Consider the following 12,092-nt stretch of genomic DNA (forward strand, 5'->3'; position numbering starts at 1 on the left):
ATCCAACGTCACCATCTCGAGCGCGGTCTGTTCGGGGGTGGGTCGCTTCAACATGACCCAGTGAATCAAAAACCCCCGGCAAAAGCCAGGGGTTTGTCAGCAGTCTGAACGGGGCCTGGCAGGCCCCGTTTGCATCGTCAGCTGTACGGCGATCAGAGCTTGTGCCAAGTCTGGCTCTTGCAGATCAGCCCGCCCAGCACGCAGCCGCTCATCTTGAGCGAGGCGCCGGAAAGCGTCGCCCTGCCGGAATAGGTCTTGTCGGTTTCCGGATCGGTTATGGTGCCGGTGTATTTGTTGTCGCCGGCTGCCTTGAATGAGCCGATGGTCTTGCCGGCATATTTGCCGGACTTCAGCGTGATCGAGAACGAGTCGCTGCCGGCGATCGCCGCGGTCGAGCCGGCCTGCGTCTTCCAGTTGCCTTCGATCGGATCGGCCGACGCGGCGCCTGCGATGATCAGGGTAGCCGCCAGGGCCAGGCTTACTTTTCGAAACATATCTGTCCTCCTCCCTACAGGTTCCGGCGGGACTCGCTCCGCCTCTCCGCCCCTTACGCAAACGTAAGCTAATCCAGCCGCCGCCAAAACGAAAGCGGTGCCGCCAGGGAAGGTTGCGAGGATTTTGGCCGCGCGGGACCTTGAAAATAAACGGGTGGCGAAAAAGGCTTCGGTTTCCGTGGTTAGCGAAGTCTTGATTCCGGCGCCTGAAATTTTCATCGAATTTAGCGCAAAGAGGCGGAATTGCGCCATTCCTATGCTTAACAGTTTTTCGCGTTTACCTCTTGTTTTAGCTTTGTTTTCTTCAAATTAAGCAAGCCATTTAACGACGAATTCAAGGCGAGCCGTCATCCTCGAAAGCATCGAAAGAGCGGCCCGTCCCGAGGGATTTCAGGGGACAGAAGGAGGCAGCTCTCGGGAGCAGACAGGGGATTGAAATGGCACGTTTTGAAATGCTTGAAGACGGCTTCGGCGCCATGGGGGCAACTGCCCAGGCCGACATTCTTTTCGAACTGGGCATGATGTATGCGACCGGCCGCGACTGCGAGACCGACGTCGTCGCCGCCCACAAATGGTTCAACATCGCCGCGATCAAGGGCTCGGCCCGCGCCGCGGAGCTGCGCTCGGAACTGTCGGCCACGATGTCGAAGGCCGATATCGCCAAGGCGCTGCGCGAAGCGCGCGAATGGATGACGATGCACTGATCTTGCGGGCCAAGAGTCTTCAGGGGACAAGGCCGCGAAAAGACGGTCAGCAAATAACGAGAGAGAACGCGGCAGGTCAACGAACCAAGCCGTGCGACAAAACAGGGAAGCGAGCGGGTTCAGGCGCGGGGGGCGCTGGGGAAGCTCGACTGCAAAAAGCCGCGACCGGCCGGAACAAGGCCGGCGCGGCTTTTTGCATTTCACGATCCTCCTGCTTTCATCGCGGCTTGGCCCAAGCAATCCTCTCCAAAATGAACCAAATCCGGTTGCACTGTCCTCTCGACAGTTCCGGCGAAGGGTGAAATTGTCCCGGCTCTGTGGAACAAGCGCGGCCGGGCGGCCGCGCGCAAGTGGAGGAGTCCATATTGTCATGAAAAGATTAGGTATTTTGAGCGCGGCCGCATTGGGCCTGATGATGAGCGCATCGGTTGCCTTCGCCGATGACATCACCATTTCGGTGGTCGGCCCGATGACCGGCCAGCTCGCCACGATCGGCGACCAGTTCAAGCAGGGCGCGCAGGCCGCCGCCGACGCCATCAACGCGGCCGGCGGCGTCAACGGCTCCCAGATCAAGCTCGACATCGAGGACGACCAGTGCGACCCGAAGCAGGCGGTGTCGGTTGCCAACCGCATCGTCGCCAACGGCGTCAAGTTCGTCGACGGCCATGCCTGCTCGGGTTCGAGCATCCCGGCCTCCGCGGTCTATGCCGAAGCCGGCACGCTGATGATGAGCCCGGCCTCGTCCAACCCGGTGCTGACCGACGCCGCGGCGAAGTCCGGCTGGCCGACGATCATGCGCCTCTACACGCGTGACGATGCGCAGGGCGCCTTCATCGGTCCCTGGATCGCCAAGAAATTTGCCGGCAAGAACATCGTGATCCTGCACGACAAGAGCGCCTACGGTCAGGGCGTTGCCGATGCCGTGAAGGCGACGATGAATGCCGGCGGCCTTAAGGAGGTCGACTACGAAGGCATCAATGCCGGCGAAAAGGACTATTCGGCTCTGGTCACCAAGCTGAAGCAGCTCAAGGCCGACGTCGTCTATTTCGGCGGCTATCACCCGGAAGCCGGCCTCATCCTGCGCCAGTCGGCCGAGCAGAACGTCAAGTTCCAGCTGATCATGCCGGACTCGATCGCATCGCCGGAATTCTGGCAGGTCGCCGGTCCGGCCGGCGAAGGCACCATGTTCGTCTTCCCGTCGGATCCGCAGGCCAAGCCGGAAGCGAAGGACGCGGTCGCCAAGATCAAGGCCGGCGGCTTTACCCCGGAAGGCTTCACGCTGTTCTCCTATGCCGTGATCCAGGCCGTTGCCGAAGGTATCAAGCGCGCCGGCACCGACGATCCGGGCAAGGTCGCCGAGGCGCTGAAGGACGGCAAGCCGATCAGCACCGTGGTCGGCGACGTCATCTTCGACGAGAAGGGCGATCTGAAGAACGCCAGCTACGACATCAACCAGTGGCACGACGGCAAATACGCGCCGATCAAGCCGTAATCGCTTCCGCATACAGACGGAGATGGCCGGGTACATCCCGGCCATTTCTTATTGCCGGCTAACCGACGCTGGCGCTCTACGGCGCCCCCCTCTGTCCTGCCGTCCTACCTATTTGTTGCGCTGGCGACCCAAAGCGAACAGCCGCCTCAGCCTTGGCCGTCCTCGACAAACCGCACCAGCACCGTGCCGTCGCTCACCTGTGCGCCCTCGGCCGCAATCTCGGCGACCACCCCGTCATGCGGGGCCGCGATGGTGTGCTCCATCTTCATCGCCTCGAGGATCAACAGCGGCTGGCCCTTGATCACGGCATCGCCCGTGGCCGCGCGCACCAGCTTGACCAGCCCCGGCATCGGGGCGCGCAGGCTACCCGAAGCGGCCGCGGCCTCGTCCGCCTTGGCGAGCGGGTCGGGAACCGCGAAGGTGTGGCCGGCCGCACCTTCGAACACGGTGACATGGCCCGGCCAGCGGGCGGTGCGCGGTAAGTTCCTGAGGTCGTGCGAATTGATCGCGTCATGCGGCGCCTCCAGCGCCACCTGGAAGCGGCCGTCCGGTCGTGCCGAGACGCGCGCCAGTATGTTCTCCTCGCCGAAGCGCAGCCGGATGCGGCGCGCGAGCGTATGGAAATGCGCATAACCCGCGAGCGCGAACCATGGATCGGCGGCCGGGCTGGGCGCGCCCGCATCGGTCGCCGCCAGCGCCGCCGCAGCGATTGCCTCATCGCTTGGCGCGGCAACGGCGACGAGAGCATCCTGATGACGGCCGATCAGGCCGGTGTCGACATCGCCGGCCGCGAAATCGGCGTCGGCGGCGAGTGCCGCGAGGAAGGCGGTGTTGACGGTCGAGCCGGCAATTTCCGTCCGTGCAAGGGCGTCGAGCAGCGCGCCAAGCGCCGTGGTCCTGTCCTTGGCCCGCACCACCAGCTTGGCGATCATCGGGTCGTAGAAGGGCGAGATCGCATCGCCGGCCCGCACGCCGGTTTCGATACGCATGGCGGTGCCCGCGTGCGAGGCGTCCGGGAATTTCAAATGGTGCAGCGTTCCTGTCGCGGGCAGGAAGCCTTTCGATGCGTCCTCGGCGTAGAGGCGCGCCTCGAAGGCATGTCCGGCAAGCACGATCTCGTCCTGCGTCTTCGGCAGCTTTTCACCCGAAGCGACGCGCAATTGCCATTCGACCAGATCGACGCCGGTGACCATTTCGGTGACGGGATGCTCGACTTGGAGCCGCGTGTTCATTTCCATGAACCAGAAGCGGTCGGGCATGAGCCCCGCGGAGGCGTCGACGATGAATTCGACCGTGCCGGCGCCCGAGTAGTTGATTGCCTTGGCGGCAGTGACGGCCGCTTCCGTCATCGCCTCGCGCAATTCAGGCGTCATGCCGGGGGCGGGCGCCTCCTCGATCACCTTCTGGTGGCGGCGCTGCGCCGAGCAGTCGCGCTCGAACAAATGCACGGCATTGCCGAAATTGTCGCCGAACACCTGCACCTCGATATGGCGCGGCTTGTCGACGTATTTTTCCACCAGCACGCGGTCGTCGCCGAAGGCGGCCTTGGCCTCGCGCCGCGCTCCGGACAGCGCCTCCGAGAAATCGTCCGGATGGTCGACACGCCGCATGCCCTTGCCGCCGCCGCCGGCGCGCGCCTTGATCAGCACGGGATAGCCGATCTCGCGCGCCTTGGAGGCGAGCAGCACGATCTCCTGCCCTTCGCCGTGATAGCCAGGCACCACCGGAACGCCGGCCTTTTCCATCAGCCGCTTGGCGGCGTCCTTCAGTCCCATGGCGCGGATCGAGGCGGCGGACGGCCCGATGAAGACCAGCCCGGCCTTCGTCACCTGGTCGACGAAGTCGGGGTTCTCCGACAGGAAGCCGTAGCCGGGATGGATCGCCTCGGCGCCGATGGCGCGCGCCGCGGCAATGATCGTGTCTCCGCGCAGATAGCTTTCGCCGGCGGGTGAGGGGCCAATATGCACCGCTTCGTCGGCCATCTCGACATGCAAGGCGCGGGCATCGGCATCCGAGTAGATCGCGACAATGCGTACGCCGAGCTTGCGCGCGGTGCGGATGACGCGGCACGCGATCTCGCCGCGATTGGCGATCAGGATCTTGCCGAACATGGAGCCTCCTCGAGCAAGGTCCGAACCGAGGGAGAAGCACGGCGCTTGTGCACCCCCCTCTGTCCTGCCGGACATCTCCCCCGCAAGGGGGGAGATTGGCTGTCGCGACGACTTTCGCCAATCTCCAGCGTTGGAAGGATTGCGCAAGGGCGAAGCTGCTGATCTCCCCCCTTGCGGGGGAGATGGCCGGCAGGCCAGAGGGGGGTGCTGTCCCGCCAGCCTCTCCGGGCAGGCATTCGCCCAACACGATGGACCTCTCCCTTACCAAGGGAGTGCTCCACGCAGAGCGAGGTTTCTTGCGCAATCTCTTGGCCCATAAGGTCAGCTTTCCCTAGTGGCGTGCCGGTATAGCGCCGCCGTCGCTTCATCGAAGCAGCAGAAAGTAACGACTTCCGGCATCTTATTTTGCCGCAGGAAGCCGCTCACGGTGGCAACGGCGATCTCGGTCGCCTCGTCCTTCGGATAGCGATAGATGCCGGTCGAGATCGCCGGAAAAGCGACCGTCCGGCAGTCATGGTCGCGGGCGATTTCGAGCGAGCGTCGATAGCAGGAGGCGAGCAGATCGGCCTCGCTCCTGTCGCCGCCCTGCCAGACTGGCCCAACGGTGTGGATGACATAGCGCGCCGGCAACCGATAGCCCTTGGTCAGCTTGGCGTTGCCAGTGCTGCAACCGTTCAGCGTCCGGCATTCGGCGAGAAGCTCAGGCCCTGCGGCGCGGTGGATGGCGCCGTCGACGCCGCCGCCACCGAGCAGCGAGGAATTGGCGGCATTGACGACGGCATCGACCGCGAGCCTGGTGATGTCGCCGGTGTGGACCCGGATCCTGTCACTGACGCCGTTCATCGTCACATCCTGAACACGCCGAACTTCGTCTCTTCGATCCCGGCATTGAGCGCAGCCGAAAGGCTGAGCGCCAGCACCTCGCGCGTTTTCGCCGGATCGATGATGCCATCGTCCCAGAGCCTTGCCGAGGAATAGAGCGGGTGGCCCTCATGCTCGTATTTCATCAGGATCGGCTTCTTGAACTTCGCTTCCTCCTCGGCGCTCCATTGCCCGCCCTTGCGCTCGATGCCCTCGCGCTTGACCATGGCGAGCACGGTCGCCGCCTGCTCGCCGCCCATCACCGAAATGCGCGCGTTCGGCCACATCCATAGGAAACGGGGCGAATAGGCGCGCCCGCACATGCCGTAATTGCCGGCGCCGAACGAGCCGCCGATGATGACGGTAAGCTTGGGCACGCGGGCCGTGGCAACCGCCGTGACCAGCTTGGCGCCGTCCTTGGCGATGCCGCCGGCCTCGTATTTCCTGCCCACCATGAAGCCGGTGATGTTCTGCAGGAAGATCAGCGGAATGCCGCGCTGGCAGCACAGCTCGATGAAATGCGCGCCCTTCAGCGCGCTTTCCGAGAACAGCACGCCATTGTTGCCGAGGATGCCGACCGGCATGCCGTGCAGATGGGCAAAGCCGGTGACCAGCGTCGTGCCGTAGTTCTGCTTGAACTCGTCGAACTCGGAACCGTCGACGAGACGTGCGATCACCTCGCGCACGTCATAGGGCTGGCGCAAATCCGTCGGCACGATGCCGTAGAGTTCATGCGGGTCGTGAAGCGGCGGTACAGGTTTCTGCAAGTTCAGGCTTACGGCCTTGTTTCGATTCAGGCTCCTGACGATGCGCCGGCAAATGGCCAAGGCGTGTTCGTCGTCCATCGCGTAGTGGTCGGCGACACCGGAAAGCCTGGTGTGGACATCGGCGCCGCCGAGTTCCTCGGCGCTGACATCCTCGCCGGTGGCGGCCTTCACCAGTGGCGGGCCGCCGAGGAAGATGGTCGCCTGGTTGCGTACCATGATCGTCTCGTCCGACATCGCCGGCACATAGGCGCCGCCCGCCGTGCAGGAACCCATGACGCAAGCGATCTGCGGGATGCCCGCCGCCGACATGTTGGCCTGATTGTAGAAGATGCGGCCGAAATGCTCACGGTCCGGGAAGACCTCGTCCTGGTTGGGCAGATTGGCGCCGCCGCTGTCGACCAGATAGACGCAGGGCAGGTTGTTTTGCAGCGCGATCTCCTGCGCGCGCAAATGCTTCTTCACGGTTAGCGGATAATAGGTGCCGCCCTTCACCGTGGCGTCGTTGACGACGACCATCACCTGCGTGCCCTCGACGCGGCCGATACCGGTGATGATGCCGGCCGCCGGGATGTCCTCGCCATACATCGACCATGCCGCGAACTGGCCGACCTCGAGGAAGGGCGAGCCGGTGTCGAGCAGCTGCGCCAGCCGCTCGCGCGGCAACAGCTTGCCGCGGCCCTGGTGGCGCTCGCGCGCTTCGTCCGAGCCACCGCGCTCGATGCCCGCCGCCTTCTCGGCAATATCGTCGACCAGCGCCCGCATGCGCTCGGCATTGGCGCGGAAGCTGTCGGAGGAGGGGGAGATTTGTGTTTGCAGTGTAGTCACGTTCCTCACACCTCTTGATGCCGCAACGGAACCGGTGTAACAGCCCACGCCCGAATGCTGCGTGCCAAGCGTGGCATCTTTTGTATGAGCGACACACTCAGGAGGCGATGATGAAAGGCATGCATATGCACTTCACCAGATGTCTCCCTTCGGCCATGGCCTGACGCCGCCGAAGGGCGGCTTTCCACGTCCCGAATTTGAACAACAGGAACACGACGCTGGCCAGCGTCGTGGGTGTCGTCATGTATGTGCGGTTTGTAACGCCGCTGATCCATCCGAAGAGCCGGGTGGAGACCGGCTTTTTTCATGCGTCCGGGTATCTGCACCGGAACGGATGCCCTGACTGGATTCATGGTGAGCTTGAGGATCAGTTCGACTGGTTCAACCAGCATCTGCCCTTTCCCGGTCGGGTTGGCCGGCATTTCAAGCGGCGAAATTCGATCTGGGGTATCTGCTGGTTCCACCCGGACGCCAGGGAAGCCATCAGCCGTGCGCGCTATTGCGCCTGGCTGATCGAGGAGGGCGGCTTGCCTGTGCGTTCGATCACGTCGCGGCGCCAACGTGAGATTCTGTGGCGCGATGCGCATCAGATCGTCGCCAAGCCAACCGACGACCTGCCCAAGGCTTTCGGCTGAGATGGCGGAGGGGGACATCACACCCCCTCCGCCATGATCTCGCGGCCGATCAGCCAGCGGCGGATCTCGCTGGTGCCGGCGCCGATCTCGTAGAGCTTGGCGTCGCGCAGCAGCCGTCCGGTCGGATAATCGTTGATGTAGCCGTTGCCGCCGAGCAGCTGGATGGCGTCGAGCGCCATCTGCGTCGCCTTCTCGGCGGCAAACAGCACGCAGCCGGCGGCGTCCTTACGTGTGGTCTCGCCGCGGTCGCAAGCGGCGGCCACGGCGTAGACATAGGCGCGCGCGGCGTTCATCGTCGTGTACATGTCGGCTAGCTTGCCCTGCACCAGCTGAAAGCTGCCGATCGACTGGCCGAATTGCTTGCGCTCATGCACATAAGGCACCGTCACGTCGAGACAGGCCGCCATCAGCCCGATCGGCCCGCCGGAAAGCACTGCGCGTTCATAGTCGAGACCCGACATCAGCACTTCGACACCGCGCCCTTCTTCATGCAGCACATTCTCGAACGGCACCTCGACATTCTCGAAGACGAGTTCGCCGGTGTTGGAGCCGCGCATGCCGAGCTTGTCGAGCTTCTGCGCCACCGAAAAACCGGCGAAAGTTCTCTCGATGATGAAGGCGGTGATGCCGCGCGAATGGCGCTCCGGATCGGTCTTGGCGTAGACCACCAGCGTCTCGGCGTCCGGTCCGTTGGTGATCCACATTTTCGAGCCGTTGAGCACATAGCGGTCATTGCGCTTTTCGGCGCGCAGGCGCAGCGACACCACGTCGGAGCCGGCGCCGGGTTCCGACATTGCCAGCGCTCCGACCGCCTCGCCCGAGCAAAGATCGGGCAGATACTTCTCCTTCTGCGCCGGCGTCGCCCAGCGGTTGATCTGGTTGACGCAGAGATTGGAATGCGCGCCATAGGAGAGGCCGACCGAGGCTGAAGCGCGCGAAATCTCTTCCATCGCCACAACATGTGCGAGATAGCCCATGCCGCTGCCGCCGAAATCCGGATCGGCGGTGATGCCGAGCAGGCCGAGCGCGCCGAGCTCTCTCCACAGATGCGCCGGGAATTCGTTGGAGCGGTCGATCTCGGCCGCGATCGGCGCGATCCTGTCCTGCGCGAAACGCCTTGCCGTATCGCGCAGCGCCTCGATATCGGCATCGAGTCCGAAGTTCAGCGTATTCGTGTACATGCCGTTCCTCCCCGCGCATGACCCCGAAAAAGGATCATGCGCAAAATTCAAAGTGCTGCAGCGTCCCTTGCGCGTCCGAAGGGACGCGCCGCGCCGTAGGCGTCAATCTTCGCGCCGACCAGGCGCATTGTCATCGAAAGATATGATGCCGTTACCTCGGCGATCGACAGCCGCTCGCCCGGCCGGAACCAGACGATGACGCCGGTCATCATCTGGATCAGCGCCATGGCGGTGAGCCCGACATCGTCGATCTCGAAGACGCCTGCCTCTGCGCCGTCGCGCAGGATCGCACGCAGCTCCTTCTCATAGGCGGTGCGCAGCTTGAGAATCTGCGTCAGCCGCTCATGCGAGAGGCTGCGCAATTCCATGTTGGAGACATGGGTGGCATGGCGCCGCTCAATATGGAAGGCGATATGGTTCTCGACATAGGCGGCAAGCCGCGCCGCGGGATCGAGTGTGGCCGGACGCGCCGTGTTCCAGGCGTCCAGCAGGCCTTCCATGTGCTCGCGCATCAGCGTGAACAACAGGTCTTCCTTGGTCGGGAAATAGCGATAGAGCGCGGCGGCCTGCACACCGACTTCGGCCGCCAACTGCCGCATCGACATCGCCTCGTAGCCGAGGCGTGCAATCAGGCTGACCGCCGCTTCGCGGACGGCCGCCTCGGTTTTTTCTCCGTCGGAACCCGTGGTGCGCGCCATATTTCGCCTCTGGCGGCATTAATAAAACGAACGTTCAATTAATTCAAGGGTCGAATCTCCCTCCAGAAGAGAGATACCTGGCCTAGGCGACAATCCTGAAGTCGGCTGGCGCATCATCCGAGGCTTCCTCGATCTCGACCTTCGAGACCAGCGCGCCCCGCGGCCCTTGCCAAAGCCGCTCGATCATGGCGGTGACTGCGGCGTCTGCGCCGGCGACGAGCGCTGTGACCGAGCCGTCGCGCTCGTTGCGCACCCATCCCGTCAACCCGAGACGCATGGCTTCGCTCCGCATCCAGACGCGATAGCTGACGCCTTGCACCGTACCGAAAATGCACGCCCTGACAGCCCGTTGTTCGCCCTGCATTGCCAAGCTCCAGTATCCTCATCAATCTGGAGCAGCGCGGATCAAATGCAACGGCCATGAAAGGCGAATGACTTCGTCAATTAAATAGTTGACTTGGTCAAGTTGAAGGAGAATTGTCGGATGGCGCAAATGTCTCTGAGGGGAGGTCTGCATGCCTCACGAAGCCCTGGTTGACGAGATTCGTCGCTTCAACCGGTTCTACACCGGCCTCGTTGGACTGCTCGATGAGACATTGATCCAGAGCCCCTACACGCTGACCGAGGCTCGCGTGTTGTTCGAGCTTGACCGCAGGCCCTTAACGGCCGGCGGCGAGGCCGGCCTCCTGGCGCGGATGTTTCATCTCGATGTTGCGCCGATAGCGTCGGAACTGGCCGGCGAGCTGCGGCTCGCGCCCGTCTGCGTTCTGAGAATCCTTAGGAATTCATCGCTATGGGGTTGGCTGGGATACATGCTGACCCCGAAGGCGGGCTATCCTTCGTGTCGCTCACGCCGCGCGGCAAGGCCGCGCTGGCCGACCTCGAGGCTGGAACGATCCGCGACCTTGCCCGCCTGACCGACAAGCTCGGCGATGAGGAAGCCCTGGCGCTTTCGGATGCGCTGAAGCGCGTAACGCGCCTGCTGGAAAAATCATAAAAAGCGCAAGAACTGCAGATGCCCGCGCGGCTCATGCCGATGCTGCGGCCCTAATGCTCTTCAGTTCCCTCGCGCCGCGGCAAGCGCGCCCGGCAATTCCTCGGCGAAGATGTCGAGCTCGTGGTCGAGGCCGACGCTGACCCTGATGCAGCGGTCGAGCCGTGGCGCCATCGGCTTGCGGATGAAGACGTCGCGCGACAGCAGCCCCTGCATCACCTTCAGCGCGAAAGCGCCGTCGCTGCCGCAGTCTATGGTGACGAAATTGGTGGCCGAGGGCAGCGGCGTCAGCCCGTTTTCCTCGGCGATCGCCGCAATGCGTCGGCGCCCGGCGGCCACGCGCGCCACCACCGAATTCAGATAGTCCTGGTCGGCAAGCGCCTCGAGGCCGGCGATCTGCGCCATGCGGCTGACGCCGTAATGGTTGCGGATCTTCTCGAAGTCGCGGATCACCTCAGCCTCCGCCACCGCATAGCCGCAGCGGATGCCGGCCAGCCCGTAAGCCTTGGAAAAGGTGCGCATGCGCACCACGTTCGGCCGCGTGACGTCGATCGGCGGCAACGCCGAGGCCGGTCCCAGTTCGCCATAGGCCTCGTCCAGCACCAGCATGGTGGTTTCCGGCAGCGCCTCGATGAAGCGGATGATCTCCGGCGCCTCCCACCAGCTCCCCATCGGATTGTCCGGATTGGAGAGATAGACGAGCGGCGCCTTTTCCCTGACCACTGCCGCGAGAAGTCCGTCGAGGTCTTCCCTGTCGTTGGCGTAAGGCACGGTCACCAGGCGGCCGCCGACGCCAGCGATGTGAAAATTGAAGGTCGGATAGGCGCCAAGCGAGGTCACCACCGCGTCGCCGGGCGCGACATACATGCGCGCCATCAGTCCGAGCAGCCCATCTATGCCTTCGCCCACGACGACGTTCTCGACGCCGACATCATGATGCGCGGCCGCCGCGACCTTGAGGTCGAAATTGTCGGGGTCGCAATACATCCACTGGTCGCGCGCGACGCTTTCCATGCGGGCAATCACGCGCGGCGAGGGACCGAAGCTGCTCTCATTGGCGCCGATGCGGGCGCGGAACGGCCGCCCGCGCTCGCGCTCCTGCGCCTCCGGCCCGACGAACGGCACCGTGGTGGGAAGCGCGCCGATGATCGGCGTAAGGAGAGGGCGCTGGCGCATGGCAAAGGGCTCGGTTGAGACGAGGTCTCTTGCTAGCGTGCGCGAAGGGTGGGTGCAAGTTGGGTGACAAGCTGAAATTGTCTGGCTTGACCGGCACCCGGTGCCAGCTGTTGAGAGGTGTGCCGCTTGCATGGGACTGGTGAACGCAGCGGCG

General features: G+C 63.8%; 12 protein-coding genes. 4 read left to right on the top strand and 8 right to left on the bottom strand.

Translation table 11 applies throughout. From position 1 onward, the window contains the following. Nucleotides 1–152: 152 nt before the first annotated feature. Nucleotides 153–494, bottom strand: a complete 342-nt coding sequence (locus P9236_RS28055; protein ID WP_278077871.1) for a DUF2147 domain-containing protein — start codon at nt 492–494, stop codon at nt 153–155. Between the two features lie 437 nt (nt 495–931). Between P9236_RS28055 and P9236_RS28060 the strand changes: the two genes are divergently transcribed. Further along, nucleotides 932–1,198: a sel1 repeat family protein gene (locus tag P9236_RS28060; protein ID WP_278077872.1), complete on the top strand. Its 267-nt coding sequence runs from the start codon at nt 932–934 to the stop codon at nt 1,196–1,198. A 370-nt stretch (nt 1,199–1,568) separates the two neighbouring features. Beyond that, nucleotides 1,569–2,690: an ABC transporter substrate-binding protein gene (locus P9236_RS28065; protein WP_278077873.1), complete on the top strand. Its 1,122-nt coding sequence runs from the start codon at nt 1,569–1,571 to the stop codon at nt 2,688–2,690. Nucleotides 2,691–2,836: 146 nt separating this feature from the next. Here P9236_RS28065 and P9236_RS28070 read toward each other — a convergent pair whose 3' ends face one another. The 3 genes from P9236_RS28070 to P9236_RS28080 form a co-directional block, all read right to left on the bottom strand. Next, on the bottom strand, nt 2,837–4,801 hold the full coding sequence (locus P9236_RS28070) for an acetyl/propionyl/methylcrotonyl-CoA carboxylase subunit alpha (protein WP_278077874.1): 1,965 nt from the start codon (nt 4,799–4,801) through the stop codon (nt 2,837–2,839). Between the two features lie 321 nt (nt 4,802–5,122). Further along, nucleotides 5,123–5,644: an O-acetyl-ADP-ribose deacetylase gene (locus tag P9236_RS28075; protein ID WP_278077875.1), complete on the bottom strand. Its 522-nt coding sequence runs from the start codon at nt 5,642–5,644 to the stop codon at nt 5,123–5,125. Between the two features lie 2 nt (nt 5,645–5,646). Continuing rightward, on the bottom strand, nt 5,647–7,254 hold the full coding sequence (locus P9236_RS28080; RefSeq protein WP_278077876.1) for a carboxyl transferase domain-containing protein: 1,608 nt from the start codon (nt 7,252–7,254) through the stop codon (nt 5,647–5,649). Between the two features lie 230 nt (nt 7,255–7,484). On the opposite strand from P9236_RS28080, the gene P9236_RS28085 reads away from it, so the two are divergent. Further along, a complete protein-coding gene (locus P9236_RS28085) occupies nt 7,485–7,889 on the top strand; it encodes a hypothetical protein (protein WP_278077877.1) in 405 nt (134 codons plus the stop codon). 17 nt (nt 7,890–7,906) lie between these two features. Here P9236_RS28085 and P9236_RS28090 read toward each other — a convergent pair whose 3' ends face one another. From P9236_RS28090 to P9236_RS28100, 3 genes are all read right to left on the bottom strand, one after another. After that, nucleotides 7,907–9,070 (bottom strand): isovaleryl-CoA dehydrogenase, encoded by a 1,164-nt coding sequence (locus P9236_RS28090; protein ID WP_278077878.1) that lies wholly within the window; start codon nt 9,068–9,070, stop codon nt 7,907–7,909. 47 nt (nt 9,071–9,117) lie between these two features. After that, nucleotides 9,118–9,768 carry a TetR/AcrR family transcriptional regulator gene (locus tag P9236_RS28095; protein ID WP_278077880.1) on the bottom strand — a complete coding sequence of 217 codons (651 nt, stop codon included), beginning with the start codon at nt 9,766–9,768 and terminating at the stop codon, nt 9,118–9,120. Between the two features lie 82 nt (nt 9,769–9,850). Continuing rightward, nucleotides 9,851–10,132, bottom strand: coding sequence for an acylphosphatase (locus P9236_RS28100; protein WP_278077881.1), 282 nt, complete (start codon nt 10,130–10,132; stop codon nt 9,851–9,853). A 429-nt stretch (nt 10,133–10,561) separates the two neighbouring features. On the opposite strand from P9236_RS28100, the gene P9236_RS28105 reads away from it, so the two are divergent. Continuing rightward, a complete protein-coding gene (locus P9236_RS28105; protein ID WP_278077882.1) occupies nt 10,562–10,765 on the top strand; it encodes a hypothetical protein in 204 nt (67 codons plus the stop codon). Between the two features lie 60 nt (nt 10,766–10,825). On the opposite strand, the gene P9236_RS28110 is transcribed toward P9236_RS28105, so the two are convergent. Then, nucleotides 10,826–11,938, bottom strand: coding sequence for a pyridoxal phosphate-dependent aminotransferase (locus P9236_RS28110; protein ID WP_278077883.1), 1,113 nt, complete (start codon nt 11,936–11,938; stop codon nt 10,826–10,828). Nucleotides 11,939–12,092: the final 154 nt, after the last annotated feature.

The organism is Mesorhizobium sp. WSM4884, from assembly GCF_029625675.1.
In the GTDB taxonomy this organism is placed as follows: Bacteria; Pseudomonadota; Alphaproteobacteria; order Rhizobiales; family Rhizobiaceae; genus Mesorhizobium.

Bases quoted from the DNA above. Each gene is read 5' to 3' on its own strand.
- P9236_RS28055 (WP_278077871.1), bottom strand. From the start codon at position 494: ATGTTTCGAAAAGTAAGCCTGGCCCTGGCGGCTACCCTGATCATCGCA.
- P9236_RS28060 (WP_278077872.1), top strand. From the start codon at position 932: ATGGCACGTTTTGAAATGCTTGAAGACGGCTTCGGCGCCATGGGGGCA.
- P9236_RS28065 (WP_278077873.1), top strand. From the start codon at position 1,569: ATGAAAAGATTAGGTATTTTGAGCGCGGCCGCATTGGGCCTGATGATG.
- P9236_RS28070 (WP_278077874.1), bottom strand. From the start codon at position 4,801: ATGTTCGGCAAGATCCTGATCGCCAATCGCGGCGAGATCGCGTGCCGC.
- P9236_RS28075 (WP_278077875.1), bottom strand. From the start codon at position 5,644: ATGAACGGCGTCAGTGACAGGATCCGGGTCCACACCGGCGACATCACC.
- P9236_RS28090 (WP_278077878.1), bottom strand. From the start codon at position 9,070: ATGTACACGAATACGCTGAACTTCGGACTCGATGCCGATATCGAGGCG.
- P9236_RS28095 (WP_278077880.1), bottom strand. From the start codon at position 9,768: ATGGCGCGCACCACGGGTTCCGACGGAGAAAAAACCGAGGCGGCCGTC.
- P9236_RS28100 (WP_278077881.1), bottom strand. From the start codon at position 10,132: ATGCAGGGCGAACAACGGGCTGTCAGGGCGTGCATTTTCGGTACGGTG.
- P9236_RS28105 (WP_278077882.1), top strand. From the start codon at position 10,562: ATGGGGTTGGCTGGGATACATGCTGACCCCGAAGGCGGGCTATCCTTC.
- P9236_RS28110 (WP_278077883.1), bottom strand. From the start codon at position 11,938: ATGCGCCAGCGCCCTCTCCTTACGCCGATCATCGGCGCGCTTCCCACC.